Here is a 16,520-nt window from a genome sequence, read left to right as displayed (position 1 = left end):
CTCCACGGATGTCCACCCGCCCCCGTTCACGCCGCGCGCTCGCCCTCGCGGCCGGCGTGTCCGCGACGGCGCTCGTCCTCACGGCGTGCTCCGGCGGGTCCGACGGCGAGGGCGGAGGCGGCGGGTCCGACGACCCGATCGTCATCGGTATCTCCCTCCCGCTCACCGGCGACTTCTCCGAGCCCGGCAAGGGCGTCCAGCGCGGGTACGAGGCCTGGGCGCAGTTCGTCAACGAGGACGGGGGCCTCCTCGGACGGCAGGTCGAGCTCAAGATCCTCGACGACCAGTCCAACGCGGACCGCGTGGTCCAGGACTACGAGGCGCTCATCGCCCAGGACGAGGTCGACCTCGTGTTCGGGCCGTTCTCCACGCGCCTGGTCGTGCCGAGCGCCCGCGTCGCCGAGGAGTACGGGATGCTCTTCGTCGAGCCGGCCGGCGCCGCGAACGAGGTCTTCGAGCAGGGCTTCGAGAACCTCTTCTACGCCGCCCCCGCCGTCGCCGACGACCACTACAACTACCTCGCCGACCACATCCTCGACATGCCCGAGGGCGAGCGTCCGCAGACGGTCGCGGTGGCCTCGATGGACGACCCCTTCGCCCAGGGCACGGCCTACGGCCTGCGCGACAAGCTCGCCGACGCCGGTCTCGAGATCGTCGTCGACGAGGTGTACCCGCCCAACACGACCGACTTCTCCTCGATCGCCGCGAAGATCAACGACTCGGGCGCGGACATGGTCATCGGCGGCACGCAGTACCAGGACGCGGTGAACCTGATCGTGGCCCTCCAGCAGCTCAACTACCAGCCGCAGCTCGCGGCGTTCTCCACCGCGCCGACCAACCCGGAGTTCTCCGCGGCGATCGGCTCCAAGACCGAGGGCATCCTCTCGCCCACCGGCTACACCGAGACCGCGAGCTGGCCGTCCAACGTCGACTTCGTCGAGCGGTACACGGAGCTGCACGGCAACCCGCCCGGCGAGGACGAGGCCAACGCGTACACGACCGGCCAGGTCGTCGCCGCCGCGGTCGAGGCCGTGGGCTGCGCCGAGCAGGGCGAGTGCCAGCAGGAGCTCATCTCGTGGCTGCGCAGCAACGAGGTCGAGACCGTCGTCGGGCCGCTGACCTGGGACGAGACGGGCAAGCCGCAGGGCGCCCACCTCATCCAGCAGTACGTGGACGGCGAGATCCAGATCGTCCTGCCGCAGGACGCCAAGGAAGCCGAGTTCGTCTTCCCCAAGCCGGCCTGGTGATCGCCTCGTGACAGGAACGCTCCTCTTCCAGAGCCTCGTGCTCGGCGTGCTGCTGGGAGGGCTCTACGCCCTCCTGGCAGCGGGCCTCACCCTGTACTTCGGCGTGATGCGCGTCGTGATGATCGCCCACTCGGCGTTCCTCATCCTCGCCGCGTACCTCGCCTGGTTCTTCAACCAGCAGACCGGCATGGACCCGCTGCTGTCGCTCGTCGTCACCGTGCCGCTGTTCTTCCTCGTCGGCGTGGGCATGCAGCGCCTGCTCATCACGCGCCTGCGGCCCGCGACGCTCACGATGATGTCCGTCCTCCTCACGTTCGCCGTCGCGCTCTTCATCGAGGGCATGATCGGCTTCGTCTGGAGCGGTACGCAGCGGCGCATCCAGCTTCCCTACTCGGGCGCGAGCATCGAGTTCTTCGGGGCGCGGATCGCCGTCGTGAAGCTCGTCGCCTTCGGGCTCGCGGCGCTCTCGCTCGCGCTGCTGTACCTGCTCATGAAGCACAGCCGGTTCGGCCAGGCGCTGCGCGCGACGATCCAGCACCGCGAGGCCGCGCAGCTCGTCGGCATCAAGACCGACCGCGTCGCGGGCTACGGCTTCGGCCTCGGCCTCGCGACCGCCGCGATCGGCGGGACCGCGCTGTCGCTCGACGCGACGATCTACCCGTCGCTGCACTGGCACTGGATCGGCCCGCTCATGGCGATCATCGTCGTCGGCGGCCTGGGGTCGATCCCGGGCGCCGCGATCGCCGCCATGGTGCTCGGCATCGGCCAGAGCCTGCTCCAGGTGCCGCTCGGCACCACGTGGGCGCAGACCATCTTCTACGTCGCGCTGTTCGCGACGCTGATGCTGCGGCCCCAGGGATTCTTCGGAGGTCGCCTTGCCCAACGCTTCTGACACCCGTCCCGCGAGCCGCCGCGCGGCCGCACGCACGGTGCCCGACGGCGCAAGCACGGCCTCGGCCGTCGTCGCACCCACCGCACGCCGCCCCTGGGGCCGCGTCGTCCGCCTCGCCGCGCTCGTCGTCCTCGCCGTGCTCGTCCTGGCCTTCCCGACGATGGCGCCCAACGCGTACATCCTGTCGGCCGGCATCGTCGTCCTCAGCTACGCGTGCACCGCGACCGCCTGGAACTTCATGGGCGGTTTCACGGGGTACGTCTCGCTCGGCCACGCCGCGTTCTTCGGGCTCGGTGCGTACGGCACGGGCCTGCTGATCCGCGACGTCGGGCTCCCGAGCTTCGTCGCGTGGCTCGTCGCCGGCGCGCTCGTCCTGCTCGTCACCATCCCCGTGGGGATCGCGGCGCTGCGCGTGCGCGGCGCGTCGTTCGTCATCGTGTCCATCTCGTTCGTCCTCATCCTGCTGCTCGTCTTCCAGGCGTGGGGGTCCTTCACGGGCGGTTCCGACGGCCTCGTCGTCCCGCGCCCGTTCCCGGACCTTCTGCGGCCCGAGCACCACCGCACGTTCTTCTACCTGTTCGCCGCGCTGCTCGTCGTCATGCTCGTCGCGTGGTGGGCGATCGACCGCTCGCGCTTCGGCACCGGGCTCAAGGCGATCCGCGAGGACGAGGACAAGGCCCAGGCGCTCGGCGTCCCGACGCGCAACTACAAGCTCGTCGCCTACGTCGTCTCGGCGACGTTCACCGGCCTCGCGGGCGGCATGTACGCCCTGTGGTTCGGCGACCTCGACCCGATCTTCCAGTTCTCCATCATGCTCGGCTCCTACATGGTGCTCATGGCCCTCTTCGGCGGCGTCCGGCACCTCTTCGGCCCGCTCCTCGGCGCCGTCGTCGTCGGCACGGGGCTGGAGTACTTCAAGCTCGAGTTCGGCGACACCCAGTTCCACCTCGTCGCCACCGCCCTGCTGCTCGGGGTCGTCGTCCTCTTCATGCCGGACGGGATCATCCCCGCGGCCCAGGCCCTCTTCAAGCGCTTCGGCCCGCAGGACTCCTCGATCCGCGAGATGACCGCGGCCGAGCTCCTCGAGCGCAACCGCGCCGCGGCCGCCGAGCCGACGGCCGAGCCGACCGCCGCCGTCACGCAGCAGGGACAGCACGCGGACGGCGAGCCGACCGCGGAGGGCACGGGAGAGGAGAAGGACCGATGAGCACGACGACCGCACCCCCGACGACCCGCAACCTCGAGACCGTCGGCCTCACCAAGTCGTTCGGCGGCGTCCACGCCGTCCGCGACGCGACGGTCACGTTCCAGCACGGCAAGATCAACGCGCTCATCGGCCCGAACGGGTCGGGCAAGACGACGTTCTTCAACTGCGTGACGGGCATGATCAAGCCGGACTCCGGCACGGTCACGTTCCGCGGCGAGGACATCACGCGGCGCGCGCCGCACAAGATCGCGCGCGCCGGGATCGGGCGCAGCTTCCAGCTCTGCCGCGTGTTCCCCCGCATGACCGTCCTCGAGAACATGCTCGTCGCGGTCCGGCGCACGACGGTGCGCGAGCTGCTCGCCGGGGCGCGCAACCCCGAGGAGATCGACAAGGCGCGAGCGCTGCTCGTGCGCGTCGGCATCGACCACCTGGAGAACGTCGAGGCGCGCAACCTGTCCTACGGGCAGCAGAAGCTGCTCGAGCTCGCAGGCGTCCTCATGGGCGACCCCGACACGATCATGCTCGACGAGCCCGCGGGCGGCGTGAACCCCGCGCTCATCGGGCGCATCGGGACGCTCGTGCAGGAGCTCAACGCCGAGGGCAAGACGTTCCTCGTCGTCGAGCACAACATGGACATGGTCATGAGCCTGTCCCACCACGTCATCGTGTTCGACCGTGGCCGGCCGATCGCCGAGGGCACCCCCGCCGTCGTGCAAGCCGACCCGCGAGTGCTGGAGGCCTACCTTGGTGTCTGACCCGACCCCCGGGACGGGGGCGAAGCAGGAGTACCTCCTCGAGCTGGACGACATCCAGGCCGGGTACGGCCGCGCGGCGATGGTGCTGCGCGGGCTGACCATCAAGGTCCCGGCAGCCACGGTCGTGTGCCTCGTCGGGCCCAACGGCGCGGGCAAGTCGACGGTGCTCAAGGTCGCGAGCGGGCTGCTCAAGCCGCGCTCGGGCCGCATCCTCGTCGGCGGGCGCGACGTCACGGGCCAGGGGCCGCAGGAGATGCTCACGTCCGGACTGGCGCACGTGCTCCAGGGCCACAGCGTGTTCCGCGAGATGACGGTCGCGGAGAACGTGCTCCTCGGCGCGTACACCCTGCGCGACAAGCAGAAGATCGCGGAGCGCGTGGCGTTCGTGCAGAACCTCTTCCCCATCGTGGGCGAGCGGTGGAAGCAGCTCGCGGGCCTGCTCTCCGGCGGGCAGCAGAAGCAGGTCGAGTTCGCACGCTCGCTCATGGTGAACCCGGAGGTCGTGCTGCTCGACGAGCCGTCGATGGGCCTTGACCCCAAGACGACGTCGACGGTGTTCGAGCAGGTCGTGCGCATGCGCGACGCCGGCGTCGCGGTCCTGCTCGTCGAGCAGAACGCGCGCCGCGCGCTCGAGACGGCGGACATCGGGTGCGTGCTCGACCTCGGCCGCGTCCACATCACCGGACCCGCGCCCGAGCTCCTCGCCGACCCCCAGCTCTCCGAGCTCTACCTCGGCGGCCGGCCCGCCGAGCGCTCGCTCTCGCAGAACGGATGACCGCCAGCATGACCAGCCAGACCACGGACGCCGCAGGGGGCGACCGACCGACCACCCGCACCGTGCGCATCGTCATGAACGGCGTGACCGGGCGCATGGGGTACCGCCAGCACCTCGTGCGCTCGATCCTCGCGATCCGGGACGACGGCGGCGTCGAGCTCGACGACGGCACGCGCCTCCAGGTCGAGCCCGTGCTCGTGGGCCGCAACCGCGCCAAGCTCGCGGAGCTCGCCGCGCGCCACGGCGTCGCCGAGTACACGACCGACCTCGACGCGGCGCTCGCGGACCCGACCGCCACGATCTACTTCGACGCGCAGGTCACGTCGGAACGGACCAAGGCGATCCTCAAGGCGCTCGCGGCCGGCAAGCATGTGTACACGGAGAAGCCGATCGCGGAGTCCGTCGCCGAGGGCGAGGAGCTCGCCGAGGCGGCGCGCGCGGCCGGGGTGATCCACGGCGTCGTGCACGACAAGCTGTACCTGCCCGGCCTGCTCAAGCTGAAACGGCTCATCGACGGCGGGTTCTTCGGCCGCATCCTGTCCGTCCGCGGCGAGTTCGGGTACTGGGTGTTCGAGGGCGACTGGCAGCCCGCGCAGCGCCCCAGCTGGAACTACCGCGCCGAGGACGGCGGCGGGATGGTCCTCGACATGTTCTGCCACTGGAACTACGTGCTGGAGAACCTGTTCGGGCCGGTCGAGGCGGTCATGGCGAAGGCCGTGACCCACATCCCCGAGCGCTGGGACGAGCACGGCAAGCCCTACGCCGCGACGGCCGACGACGCGGCGTACGGGATCTTCGAGCTCGCCGGGGCGGACGGCCCGATCCTCGCGCAGGTGAACTCGTCGTGGGCGGTGCGCGTGGACCGGGGCGAGCTCGTCGAGTTCCAGGTCGACGGGACGCACGGGTCCGCGGTGGCAGGGCTGTTCGGGTGCCGCATCCAGTCCCGGGCCCGCACGCCCAAGCCCGTGTGGAACCCGGACCTGCCCACCGACCAGGACTTCCGTGCCCAGTGGGAGCAGATCCCGGACAACCAGGAGTTCGTCAACGGGTTCCGCGCGCAGTGGGAGGAATTCCTGCGCGACGTCCACGCCGGGCGCCCGCACCCCTACGACTTCGACGCCGGCGTGCGCGGCCTGCGCCTCGTGGACGCGGGGTACACGTCGTCGCGCGAGGGGCGGCGGGTCGAGCTGGGCGCGGCGTCCGGGGCCGGGGCGTGAGCGGCGCCGGCGGGGTGCGGATCCCGCTGGCCGACGGCGGTACGCGGCTCGTCGAGCTGCGCGCGCCCCGCCAGTGGGCGGACCACCCCGGCCCGTACGCCTCGCGCGTCGCGTTCGCGGCGGCGCACGTCGTCGCGGACCCGCGGGGCGAGAACGTCCCGGGCGCGCCCGCCGTCGTCGACTGGGACTCGACCCTCGCGTTCCGGCGGCACCTGTTCCGGTACGGGCTGGGCGTCGCCGAGGCGATGGACACCGCGCAGCGCAACATGGGTCTCGACTGGCCCGCGGTCCAGGAGCTCGTGTCGCGCAGCGCGGCGCAGGCCCACGAGCTCGGCGCGCGCATCGCGTCGGGCGCGGGGACCGACCACCGGTCGCCCGAGGACCTGCGGACCGTGGACGACGTGATCGGCGCGTACGCCGAGCAGGTCGAGTTCGTCGAGGGCACGGGGTCGCAGGTCATCCTCATGGCGTCGCGGCACCTCGCGCGCGTCGCGACGTCGGCCGACGACTACGTGCGCGTGTACGACGCGATCCTGTCCCAGGTGCGCGAGCCGGTCGTGCTGCACTGGCTCGGCGAGGCGTTCGACCCGAACCTGCGCGGGTACTGGGGGTCCGGGGACGTCGACACCGCGACCGCGACGTTCGTCGACCTCGTGCGGGCGCACGCCGACCGCGTCGACGGGGTCAAGGTGTCCCTGCTCTCGGCGGCGCACGAGGTCGGTCTGCGCGCCGTACTTCCCGAGGGTGTCCGGTTGTACACGGGCGACGACTTCCACTACCCCGAGCTCATCCGGGGCGACGGCGAGCGGCACTCCGACGCGCTCCTCGGCGCGTTCGCGGCCGTCGCGCCCGCCGCCTCGGCCGCGCTGACGGCGCTCGACGACGGCGACCTCGACCGCTACGACGCCGAGATGGCCCCGACGCTCGCGCTCTCCCGGCACGTCTTCGAGGCGCCGACGTACTACTACAAGACCGGCATCGCGTTCCTCGCGTGGCTGTCGGGTCATCAGCCCGGCTTCACGATGGTGGGGGGGCCTCCAGTCGGCGCGGAGCGTCGTCCACCTCGCGCGGGCCTTCGAGCTCGCGAACGAGGCACGCCTCCTGCCGGACCCGGACCTCGCCGCGCACCGCCTCGGCCTCGTGCTCGCGGCGGCGGGCATCGAGGTCGGCACCGAGGTCGGTTCCGCAACGAGTCCAGCGGCGTCCGCCACTGCCGCGCCCGCCCGGGCCGACGTCGACGAGGTGGTCGCATGAGCACCGAGATCTCGGAGTTCCCGTCCTCCGGCCCCCGGTCTTCCGCCGACCAGGTGGTCTTGGCTCGTGCTGGTGGCGGGACGGACCAGGACCACCTGTTCGGCGGGGCGGGCCTCGTGGACGTGCCGAGCGGGGTGGCCGCGCGGGTGCCGACGCCGGAGCCCGGCGATCCTCGGCTCGCGCGGCTCTCCCTGAACCAGCGGACGACGGCGCACTGGTCGCTGCGCGAGGCGATCGACGGGTGCGTCGCCGCGGGGCTCCCCGCGATCGGCGTCTGGCGCGAGCCGGTCGCGGAGGTCGGGCTCGACACCGCGGTGCGGTGGGTGCGGGACGCCGGGCTGCGGGTGTCGTCCGTGTGCCGCGGCGGCTTCTTCACCGCGAGCGACCCGGACGCGCGCGCCGCGGCCCACGCGAGCAACCTCGCCGCGATCGCCGAGGCGGCTGCGCTCGGGGCGCCCACGCTCGTCCTCGTCCCGGGCGGCCTGCCCGACGGCGACCGCGACCTGATCGGTGCACGGGCGCGCGCGGCGGAGGCGATCGCCGCCCTCGTCCCGGCGGCGCGCGACGCGGGCGTGACGCTCGGCATCGAGCCGATGAACCCGATCTTCGCGGCGGACCGCGGCGTCGTCTCGACGCTCGAGCAGGCCCTCGACCTCGCCGAGCCGTACGCGCCCGAGGAGGTGGGCGTCGTCGTCGACACGTACCACCTGTGGTGGGAGCCGAAGGTCCACGAGCAGATCACCCGGGCGGGCGCGGCGCGCCGGATCGTCAGCTACCAGGTGTGCGACTGGATCACGCCGCTGCCCGCGGACACGTTGCTGGGCCGCGGCATGATGGGCGACGGTCACGTCGACTTCACCGCGTTCACGCGCTCGGTCGCCCAGGCGGGCTACACGGGCGACGTGGAGGTCGAGATCTTCCACGCCGACGTCTGGGCCGCACGCGGCGCGGACGTCGTCGCGACCCTCGCCCGCCGCTACGTGGAGCTCGTCGAACCCCACCTCACCACCCCGTGAGTGCCGGAAACGGTCGCGTCCGGACGTGCCGGGCGCGACCATTTTCCGCACTCGACGGGTGTGCATCCCCTCACGGGGCAGGTCAGAGGTCCTGGAGCGACGCCTCGCGCTCGTCGTAGGCGCTGCGCGCGGCCGCGATGCGCTCCTGGTGCGCCTCGGTCCACACCACGAGCGCCTTGGTCGTCGCGTGGAGCGAGCGCCCCATCTCGGTGAGGGCGTAGTCGACGCGTGGCGGGACCGTCGGGTAGACCGTGCGCTCGACGATGCCGTCGCGCTCGAGCTGGCGCAGCGTGCGCGACAGCATGCGCTGGCTGATCCCGTCGATCTCACGCTTGAGCTCCGTGAACCGCATGACCCGGCGGTCGAGCAGCGCGATGGCGAGCAGCGACCACTTGTCCGCGATGCGGTCGAGGATCTGGCGCACCTCGCAGTCCTCGCGCGCGTCCCACTGCCAGACGTCGACGTCGCTCTCCCACCTCGACGGCGGGCGCGGGTCGCAGACCTCGGCCGCGGCGACGTCGTCGTGCGCGCCTCCGGGACCGACCTCGGGCCGCTGCTGCGCCGCCACGGTATCTCCGGTGATACCAGGTACGTCGAATGTGCCGTCTTCCATGCCTCCTGATCCTGTCCCACGATGGGCTCGGTATCAAGAGGTAACCGAGTACCGAGAGGTGCTCCGGAGGAAGGGGACGTCCATGACCGACGGGACCACGAGCCGCCACGAGAGCGCGCAGGCGGCCGCACGCTTCACCCTCCGGGACTGGGGGCTGCTCCTCGTGCTGTGCGGGGCGATCTTCCTCGAGGGCAGCGACATCGCGATGCTCTCCGTCGCGCTCCCCGGGATCCGCGCCGACCTGGGGCTCGCGACGGGCGAGCTCGGCGGGGTCGTGACGGCCTACGTCGTCGGGTACGGCGGGTTCATGCTCCTCGGCGGGCGCGCGGCCGACCTCTACGGCCGACGCCGCATGTTCGTCCTGTGGCTGCTCGTGTTCCTCGTGTTCTCCGGGCTCGGTGGCTTCGCGACCGACGGGTGGATGCTCCTCCTGTCGCGGTTCGTGACGGGCGTCGCGGCAGGGTTCCTCACGCCGGCCGGGATGTCGCTCATCACCACGTCGTTCGCCGAGGGCCCGCGCCGCAACCGCGCGCTCGTCGTCTACGGTGCCGCGGGCGCGGCGGGCTTCTCGCTCGGGCTCGTGGTGGGCGGGCTCCTGGCCGCGATCCACTGGCGGTGGGTCTTCTTCGCCCCGGTGCTCCTCGCCGTGGTGCTCCTCGCGCTCGCCCTGGTGACGGTCCCGCGCGACCCGACGACCCGAGACCGTGGCGCGCTCGACGTGCTCGGCGCCGTGCTGGCGACGAGCGCCATGGTCCTGCTCGCCGTCGGCATCGTGCGCCTCGAGCACCCGGGCGAGGGGGTCGCGTGGACCGTCGGTGCGCTCGCGGGCGGGGCGGCGCTCCTCACGGCGTTCGTCGCCCGCCAGCGCCGGGCGCCGCACCCGCTCCTGCCGCTGCGGCTCTTCCGCTCGACCGAGCTCGTGCGGGCGAACGTCACGGCCGTGCTCTTCGCGGGCGGGTTCTACGGGTTCCAGGTGCTCCTCACGCTCTACCTCCAGGAGCTGCGCGGCTGGACGCCGCTCCAGACCGGTCTCGCGATGCTCCTCATGGCGATCGACGTCGTGCTGGCGCCCGTCCTCACGCCGCGCCTCGTGGAGCGCTTCGGCGTGCCGCGCGTGATCGTCGGGGGGCTCGTCGCCGGGACGCTCGCGGCGGCGTGGTTCCTCGCGTCCGGGCTCGACTGGACGTATGCCGTCATGGTCCCGTCGTTGGCGCTCGTCGGGGTGGCTTTCGCGCTGGTCTACGGGCCGATCGCCATCGCGGCGACGACGGGCGTGAGCGACGCCGAGCAGGGCGTGGCGGGCGGGGTGCTCAACACGGCGTTCCAGCTCGGCGCGGCGATCGGCATCTCGGCGGCGACGGCCGTCAGCGTCGTCGCGCTCGGGGACGGCACGGGCCGTGAGGCCGGCCTGGCTGCGTTCCACACCGCGCTCTGGGTGCCCGTCGCGGCGTTCGCCCTCGCCGCGGTGGCGATGGGCGCGCCGCGCCGCCGCCGCGTCCTGCAGGATCCGGCCTCGCCCGCCGTTCCGGTCGCCGCCGTCCCGGCCGCCGAGTCCGACCTCGCGGACCCCGAGCCGACCCCCGCCACCCGCTGAGTGCGTGAAATAGTCGCGTCCGCCACGTCCGGACGCGACTATTTCACGCACTCAGCGCGGGGGTGGGCAGCGAGAAGCCCGCGGGCTGGAGGGTTCCTCCTGTCGTGCTGGACGAGGGCACGACACCCGCGGGCTCCGGTGGTTGCGTGGTACTCGCTCGCCGTCGGGCGCCTCCCCTCGGGAGACCCCGCCCGGTTCACGGGCTCACCGCATCCGGTCCGTTGCTGGATCGGTTGCGCGACGACTAGCGCGCAACCACCTCACGAGTCCGAAGAATCTTCACTTCCAGGACCACCTCCTTTCGCGTGTACGACGACGGTACGTCCGCCCCTGCGGACCGCGCCAGGGGATTTCGCGCACGGCGTGGAGACGCCGAGATCGACCCACCCGTCGCCGGATCGACCCACCGAGGGTCGATCTCGGACGTGCGGGTCGATCTCGCGGTGGCGCGCCAGGTTCAGGCGGGACGGAGGTGCGCCCACTCCTCGGGGTAGTCGTCGAGCCACGCGGCGAACGACTGCGCGGGGCGCTCGACGAGCCGGGGCACGGTGTCGCTCACGTGCGCGAGCTCGCCCGCGTCGATCGCCGTGTACGACGACACCCAGCCGTCGACCTCGAACCGCGGCACCCCGTAGCGCTCGCGCGACGCGTAGGCCTCGTCGAGCGCCTCGGCGTGGTACCTGATGTCGCGGCCCGTCGCGGCGGTCAGGGCTTCCGCGACCTCGCCGAGCGTGAGGGCCTCGGGCCCTGTGACGTCGTAGGTGGCCCCGTCGTGGCGGTGCGCGTCGGCGTCGAGCAGGACGACGGTCGCGACGTCCGCGATGTCGTCGTGCGACACGGACGCGACCCGTCCGTCGCCCGCGGGCCCGCGGATCACGCCGTCGTCGCCGACCATGAGCGCGAGCCCGCGGTGGTAGAGGTTGTCGCGCAGGAACGTGTGGCGCACGCCCGTCGCGCGGATGTACTCCTCGGTGCGCCAGTGGTCGCGGGCGAACGTGAAGACGGCGTCCGGCGCCGCGCCGACGAACGACACGTAGACGACGTGCCCGACCCCGGCCGCGATGGCGGCGTCGACCGCCGCGCGGTGCTGCGCGACGCGGTCGAGGTCTTCCCGGGCGGAGACGAGGAACACGGTGTCGACGTCCGTGAACGCCGCGACCATCGCCCGCGTGTCGGTGTACCCGCCGACGACGGCGACGTCCGACTCCGGGAGCGGGTCGTCGCCGAGGCGGGGCGCCCGCGCGGCGTCGCGCACGACGAGCCGCTGCCTCGCGCCCTCGGCGGCGAGGCGGAACGCGAGCTTCGACCCCAGGATCCCGCTCGCGCCCGTCACGGCGATCCGCCCCGACCGCGCCCCGATCATCATGTCCTCACGGTAGACGCGGCGGTCGCGGGTCGCCCGGCGACCGACCGCACGTGAGGACCGCGCGGGCCTCGCGCAGAATGGGCCCATGACCAGTGCCGAGGCCCCCGCGCCCTACCGCGTCATGACCGTCTGCACCGGCAACATCTGCCGGTCCCCCATGGCCGAGGTGGTCCTGCGCGACCGCTTCGAGGCGGCCGGTCTCGGCGACCGCGTGGTCGTCGACTCGACGGGGATCAGCGACGAGGAGCGGGGGAACCCGATCGACCGCCGCGCGCGCAGCGTCCTCGCCGAGCACGGGTACGTCGTCGACGGGACGCACCGTGCCCGCCAGGTGCGCGCGGGCGACCTCGCCGCGCGCGACCTCGTGCTCGCGATGACGTCCCAGCACGCGCGCGCCCTGCGCCGCCTCGACGGCGCCGGCCCGGTGCGGATGTACCGCTCGTTCGACCCGGCCGCGCCCCGCGTCGCGCCGGGCGAGCCCGAGCACGTGCTCGACATCGCCGACCCCTGGTACGGCGGTCAGCAGGACTTCGAGGACTGCCTCGCCGAGGTGGAGGCCGCCGCGGACGGCATCGTGGAGTTCGTGCGCACCCAGCTCGACGCCTGAGCAGGAGCACCCGGGGTCCAGCGGAAACGGTCGAGGAACGCGTCGAGCGCGGGGACGCGGCACAGGAGGGTGAACAGCGCGTAGCCGAGCACGCCGCCCACGACGTTGAAGAGCAGGTCGTCCACGTCGGCGATGTGACCGCCCCCGAGCAGGTGCGCGGTGACGTACTGGACGACCTCGATCGTCAGGCTGAAGGCCGCCGCCGCCGCCACGGCGCGCCACCACGACGTCCGCGCCAGGAGGAGCGGCAGGAGCATCCCCAGCGGCACGAACACGAGGATGTTCATCACCGCGTCGGCGACCTCGTAGTCCGCCAGGGGCACGAGAGCCAGGTGAGCGCTCCACGGGGCGCTGCCCACCGGCTTGTCGAGGAAGATCGGGAACACCGTGTTGGCCACGACCCCGGCCGCGTAGACGGCGAGCGCGAGCGCGACGGCGGCCCGCGGCACGGTGAGCCGCCCGGCCCGGCGCAGACGCCACAGCAGCACCGCCAGGACCACCGCCCCCAGCGGGACCACGACGGGGAGGACAGGGACCTCGCGAAACACTCGAACCGCTCCTTCAGCTGGCGACGCCACGCACGACGTCGCCGACGGTAGCGGCGCCCCGCCGCCGGGGTATCCACCGACGGGGCGAACCCGGACCCGGCGCCCTCCCCCTGCGGGGGTAGAGGACCCCTGCCCGATGCCTGGCAGCCCTCAGTTGATGATCTCGCCCCGCTCGTCGGACAGCAGAGCCGTCAGCCGCGCGCGCCAGGACGCCAGCGCCTCCTCGCTCAGCCGCGGCCAGTCGGTGACCTCGCGGACGACCCGCAGCGGCGCGCTGCTGCGGAACGACCGCGTCGGGTTGCCCGGGAACTTCTTGTCGGTGACGTTGGGGTCGTCCTCGAACGGACCCGTCGGCTCGACCTGGTAGACCCGAGGTGCCGCGTCGCCGGCTGCGAGCTCGGCGGCGAGGCCGGCGCCGTCGACGAGCGCGGTGAAGTACACGTGGTTCATGGTGACCTCGGGGCGGTAGTTCGAACGGAAGCCCGCGGTCAGCAGGTCGCCCGTCCGGAGATCGGCCTTCGTGCCGTGGAAGAACGGCCCCTCGTCCAGTGCCTGGCTCACGTGCCCACCGTAGGCCCCCGACCCCGCTCGGTGCGGCGGGACGCCCGGGGCGGGGGGCGCGACGTCGTGGGCCGGTCTCGTGCGGACTCCGTTCACCGGCGGCCGGCACGCGTGCCGCGCAGCGTCCCGACGGCGGAGCCGACCGTGCGCGCGACGGCGCGCCCGGCGCGGTGGGCGCCCGCGCCGAGGCGGGAGAGCAGCGGGCCCAGCCGGCGCGACGCGGGCGGTGCGGCGTCGGGAGCGGGGGCGTCGTCGTCGGGCACGACGGGCGCGGGACGCGGGAGGTACGCGGCGGCCCACTGCGCGATGCGTCCGTACGCGAGCGCGCGCACGGGCCGGGCGGAGAGGACGACGTCGTGCAGGGCGCCGTCGAGGCGCGCGACGGTGACGAGGTCGCCGAGCTGGACGGACCGCTGCGCGACGCCGTCCACGTCGATCGCCGTGTCCGTGTGCATCATCTCGGGCGTCCAGCGGGGCAGCAGCGTGCTCCGCGCGGAGAGCAGCACGAGCACCGGCGCTCCGATGGTCAGGCCGCGCGCGACCGTCTGCTGCCCGCGGAACACGGCGGACAGCCATGCGGGCGTGGTGCGGAACCCGTGCTGGGGGCGCCACGCGAGGTCGTACGTCCACTCGCCGTCGAAGTCCTTGCTCACCGAGCGCGTGTAGAAGCCGAGATCGACGTTGGGCAGCGGTCGCGTCGGCGTGAGGCGCGCCCGGGCCCCGATCACGGGCTCGAGCAGGAGGCGCCCCACCTCGCGCGTCTGGAACTCCAGCCACGGGCTGTTGAGGACGAGCGCCGCCGCGCGGCCGGGGTTCCGGGCGAGCCAGAGGCTGAGCGTCAGGCCGCCCGTCGAGTGGCCCATGAGCACGAGCTCGCGCGGCGAGCGCCCGTCGCCGCGGTGGCCGATCGCCGCCAGCGCGGCCGCGATGTCCTCGTCGTACGTCGCGAGGTCCGTGACGTACCCCGGTGTCTGGCCGGGCCGCAGGCTGCGCCCGTACTTGCGCAGGTCGAGCGCGTGGAAGCGCGCGCCGTGCGCCTCCCAGAAGTCGGCGAGCTCGGTCTGGAAGAAGTAGTCGGACCACCCGTGGACGTACAGGACGTCGAGGTGCTGGCCGGTCCCGTCCGCGTCGTCTCCCCCGGCCCGACGGCGGCGCACGAGCGTGGCGACGACGTCGCCCTCGTCGTCGGGGGCGAGCGGCAGCGTGAGCTGCTCGTAGTCGTCCCCGAGGACGTCGGGCTGCCAGTCGACCATGCCGCCGACCCTAGGCGCGCGGGCCGCAGGCCGCTCGCCGCGCGCCCGGCCCCGGCCGCGCGTGGGCCGGCCCGCCGCGGCCGCGAGGTCCGTGACCACCCGTATCCCGCGGGGTTCCGGGCCCCGGTGAACGGTGCGGATCGTGTGGTTCTCCCTCATGCGCGACGCCGTCGCGCGCTTGCAGACTGGCGGCATCATCGGCCGACGGCGCCCGCCTCGGCCGCCGTGCGACCACCCGAGGTGCCCCGTGAGATCTCGTCCGACCCCGCTCCTCGCCGGAGCGGCCACCGTCGCCCTGGCGGCGGCCCTCGTGGGCGGCGCCGCCGTCGTCCCGGGTGCGCTCGCCCCCGCGGCCGCGGCCCAGTGCTCGACCACCGTGTGGGCCGAGGGCTCGACGTACGCCGCCGGTGCCCAGGTCACGTACGGCGGGCGCACGTACACCGCGCGCGTCACGCACACGGCCTACGTCGGCACGGGCTGGAACCCTGCCTCGACCCCGACGCTGTGGACCGACGGCGGGGCGTGCGACCCGACGGACCCGACGGATCCCACCGATCCCACCGACCCGACGGATCCCACGGACCCGACCGACCCCACGGACCCGACGGACTGCGCGGTGCAGGGCAAGCCGGCGGGGAAGGTGCTCCAGGGGTACTGGGAGAGCTGGGACGGCGCGTCCAACGGCGTGCACCCGGGTCTCGGCCGCATCCCGATCGACGACGCCCGGATCTCCGCGCACGGCTACAACGTCGTCACGCTCGCGTTCCCGGTGATCCGCTCCGACGGCACCGTGCTGTGGGAGGACGGCATGGACGTCGGTGTCGACGTGCCCACACCCGCCGAGATGTGCGCGGCGAAGGCGGACGGGACGCGCCTGCTCCTGTCGATCGGCGGCGCGACCGCCGGGATCGACCTGTCCAGCCCGGCCGTCGCGGACCGCTTCGTGGAGACGGTCGTGCCGATCCTGCGCGACAGCCACTTCGACGGCATCGACATCGACATCGAGACGGGGCTGTCCGGCAGCGGGAGCATCAGCACGCTGTCGACGTCGCAGTCGAACCTGATCCGCATCATCGACGGCGTCCTCGCGGAGATGCCGAGCACCTTCGGCCTCACGATGGCGCCCGAGACCGCGTACGTCACGGGAGGCAGCGTCGTGTACGGCTCGATCTGGGGCTCGTACCTGCCGATCATCAAGAAGTACGTCGACAACGGCCGCCTCTGGTGGCTCAACATGCAGTACTACAACGGCTCGATGTACGGATGCAGCGGCGACTCGTACAGCGCCGGGACCGTCCAGGGCTTCCAGGCGCAGACCGACTGCCTGAACGCCGGCCTGACGATCCAGGGCGTCACGGTGAAGGTGCCCTACGACAAGCAGGTCCCGGGGCTCCCCGCCCAGGCGGGCGCGGGCGGCGGCTACATGGCGCCGTCGCTGGTGACCCAGGCGTACCAGCCGTACGCGTCGCGCCTCAAGGGCCTCATGACGTGGTCGATCAACTGGGACGGATCGAAGGGCTGGACGTTCGGGGACAACGTCCGCGCGCTCCAGGGCCGCTAGCCGATCCGACGCCCGCTTCCCGCCGAGCACGACATGGGGGCCGCTATCAGCCCG

General features: G+C 72.9%; 15 protein-coding genes and 1 pseudogene. 11 read left to right on the top strand and 5 right to left on the bottom strand.

Annotated features, from left to right (window positions below; all coding sequences use genetic code 11):
- Positions 1-8: 8 nt before the first annotated feature.
- The 8 genes and pseudogenes from FB00_RS00265 (at position 9) to FB00_RS00230 (ending at position 8,363) form a co-directional block, all read left to right on the top strand.
- The gene (locus tag FB00_RS00265) at positions 9-1,247 is read left to right on the top strand and encodes an amino acid ABC transporter substrate-binding protein (RefSeq protein ID WP_172820070.1); all 1,239 of its coding nucleotides are present in this window, start codon (positions 9-11) and stop codon (positions 1,245-1,247) included.
- A gap of 7 nt (positions 1,248-1,254) precedes the next feature.
- Positions 1,255-2,139, top strand: coding sequence for a branched-chain amino acid ABC transporter permease (locus FB00_RS00260; protein ID WP_047230871.1), 885 nt, complete (start codon positions 1,255-1,257; stop codon positions 2,137-2,139).
- Positions 2,123-3,346 carry a branched-chain amino acid ABC transporter permease gene (locus FB00_RS00255; protein ID WP_231581645.1) on the top strand — a complete coding sequence of 408 codons (1,224 nt, stop codon included), beginning with the start codon at positions 2,123-2,125 and terminating at the stop codon, positions 3,344-3,346. The genes FB00_RS00260 and FB00_RS00255 overlap by 17 nt, the downstream gene beginning before the upstream one ends.
- The gene (locus tag FB00_RS00250; RefSeq protein ID WP_047230870.1) at positions 3,343-4,101 is read left to right on the top strand and encodes an ABC transporter ATP-binding protein; all 759 of its coding nucleotides are present in this window, start codon (positions 3,343-3,345) and stop codon (positions 4,099-4,101) included. Before FB00_RS00255 ends, FB00_RS00250 begins: the two co-directional genes overlap by 4 nt.
- Positions 4,094-4,876 (top strand): ABC transporter ATP-binding protein, encoded by a 783-nt coding sequence (locus tag FB00_RS00245; protein WP_231581644.1) that lies wholly within the window; start codon positions 4,094-4,096, stop codon positions 4,874-4,876. Before FB00_RS00250 ends, FB00_RS00245 begins: the two co-directional genes overlap by 8 nt.
- An 8-nt stretch (positions 4,877-4,884) precedes the next feature.
- Positions 4,885-6,093: a Gfo/Idh/MocA family protein gene (locus FB00_RS00240; protein ID WP_197088703.1), complete on the top strand. Its 1,209-nt coding sequence runs from the start codon at positions 4,885-4,887 to the stop codon at positions 6,091-6,093.
- A gap of 14 nt (positions 6,094-6,107) precedes the next feature.
- Positions 6,108-7,347: pseudogene (locus tag FB00_RS00235) on the top strand (dihydrodipicolinate synthase family protein).
- A gap of 146 nt (positions 7,348-7,493) precedes the next feature.
- Positions 7,494-8,363 carry a sugar phosphate isomerase/epimerase family protein gene (locus tag FB00_RS00230; protein ID WP_231581666.1) on the top strand — a complete coding sequence of 290 codons (870 nt, stop codon included), beginning with the start codon at positions 7,494-7,496 and terminating at the stop codon, positions 8,361-8,363.
- 82 nt (positions 8,364-8,445) lie between these two features.
- On the opposite strand, the gene FB00_RS21435 is transcribed toward FB00_RS00230, so the two are convergent.
- Positions 8,446-8,976 carry a winged helix-turn-helix transcriptional regulator gene (locus FB00_RS21435; protein WP_082140809.1) on the bottom strand — a complete coding sequence of 177 codons (531 nt, stop codon included), beginning with the start codon at positions 8,974-8,976 and terminating at the stop codon, positions 8,446-8,448.
- Between the two features lie 82 nt (positions 8,977-9,058).
- Here FB00_RS21435 and FB00_RS00220 point away from each other — a divergent pair, with 82 nt between their 5' ends.
- Positions 9,059-10,570 carry an MFS transporter gene (locus FB00_RS00220; RefSeq protein WP_047230868.1) on the top strand — a complete coding sequence of 504 codons (1,512 nt, stop codon included), beginning with the start codon at positions 9,059-9,061 and terminating at the stop codon, positions 10,568-10,570.
- 457 nt (positions 10,571-11,027) lie between these two features.
- Here FB00_RS00220 and FB00_RS00215 read toward each other — a convergent pair whose 3' ends face one another.
- On the bottom strand, positions 11,028-11,936 hold the full coding sequence (locus FB00_RS00215) for an SDR family oxidoreductase (protein ID WP_047230867.1): 909 nt from the start codon (positions 11,934-11,936) through the stop codon (positions 11,028-11,030).
- Between the two features lie 85 nt (positions 11,937-12,021).
- On the opposite strand from FB00_RS00215, the gene FB00_RS00210 reads away from it, so the two are divergent.
- Complete coding sequence (locus FB00_RS00210) at positions 12,022-12,543, top strand: low molecular weight protein-tyrosine-phosphatase (RefSeq protein WP_231581643.1); 522 nt, start codon at positions 12,022-12,024, stop codon at positions 12,541-12,543.
- Here the strand turns inward: FB00_RS00210 and FB00_RS00205 are convergent.
- The 3 genes from FB00_RS00205 to FB00_RS00195 all read right to left on the bottom strand — a co-directional run bounded on the left by FB00_RS00205 (position 12,456) and on the right by FB00_RS00195 (position 14,905).
- Entirely contained in the window at positions 12,456-13,091 is a 636-nt protein-coding gene (locus FB00_RS00205; protein WP_082140808.1) for a VanZ family protein, read from the bottom strand. The two genes, FB00_RS00210 and FB00_RS00205, sit on opposite strands and share 88 nt — an antisense overlap.
- 150 nt (positions 13,092-13,241) lie before the next feature.
- Positions 13,242-13,652 (bottom strand): NAD(+)--rifampin ADP-ribosyltransferase, encoded by a 411-nt coding sequence (gene arr, locus FB00_RS00200; protein ID WP_047230866.1) that lies wholly within the window; start codon positions 13,650-13,652, stop codon positions 13,242-13,244.
- Positions 13,653-13,744: 92 nt separating this feature from the next.
- Entirely contained in the window at positions 13,745-14,905 is a 1,161-nt protein-coding gene (locus tag FB00_RS00195) for an alpha/beta hydrolase (protein ID WP_082140807.1), read from the bottom strand.
- Positions 14,906-15,152: 247 nt separating this feature from the next.
- Between FB00_RS00195 and FB00_RS00190 the strand changes: the two genes are divergently transcribed.
- A complete protein-coding gene (locus tag FB00_RS00190; RefSeq protein ID WP_047230865.1) occupies positions 15,153-16,466 on the top strand; it encodes a carbohydrate-binding protein in 1,314 nt (437 codons plus the stop codon).
- Positions 16,467-16,520 lie beyond the last annotated feature (54 nt).

The sequence above is a fragment of the Cellulosimicrobium funkei genome (assembly GCF_001019615.1).
Classification (GTDB): Bacteria; Actinomycetota; Actinomycetes; order Actinomycetales; family Cellulomonadaceae; genus Cellulosimicrobium; species Cellulosimicrobium cellulans_E.
The sequence above is the reverse complement of the archived record's forward strand: the minus strand, read 5'-3'. Positions and strand labels throughout refer to the sequence as shown.

Bases quoted from the DNA above. Each gene is read 5' to 3' on its own strand.
- FB00_RS00220 (WP_047230868.1), top strand. From the start codon at position 9,059: ATGACCGACGGGACCACGAGCCGCCACGAGAGCGCGCAGGCGGCCGCA.
- FB00_RS00265 (WP_172820070.1), top strand. From the start codon at position 9: ATGTCCACCCGCCCCCGTTCACGCCGCGCGCTCGCCCTCGCGGCCGGC.
- FB00_RS00210 (WP_231581643.1), top strand. From the start codon at position 12,022: ATGACCAGTGCCGAGGCCCCCGCGCCCTACCGCGTCATGACCGTCTGC.
- FB00_RS21435 (WP_082140809.1), bottom strand. From the start codon at position 8,976: ATGGAAGACGGCACATTCGACGTACCTGGTATCACCGGAGATACCGTG.
- FB00_RS00215 (WP_047230867.1), bottom strand. From the start codon at position 11,936: ATGATGATCGGGGCGCGGTCGGGGCGGATCGCCGTGACGGGCGCGAGC.
- FB00_RS00250 (WP_047230870.1), top strand. From the start codon at position 3,343: ATGAGCACGACGACCGCACCCCCGACGACCCGCAACCTCGAGACCGTC.
- FB00_RS00240 (WP_197088703.1), top strand. From the start codon at position 4,885: ATGACCAGCCAGACCACGGACGCCGCAGGGGGCGACCGACCGACCACC.
- FB00_RS00195 (WP_082140807.1), bottom strand. From the start codon at position 14,905: ATGGTCGACTGGCAGCCCGACGTCCTCGGGGACGACTACGAGCAGCTC.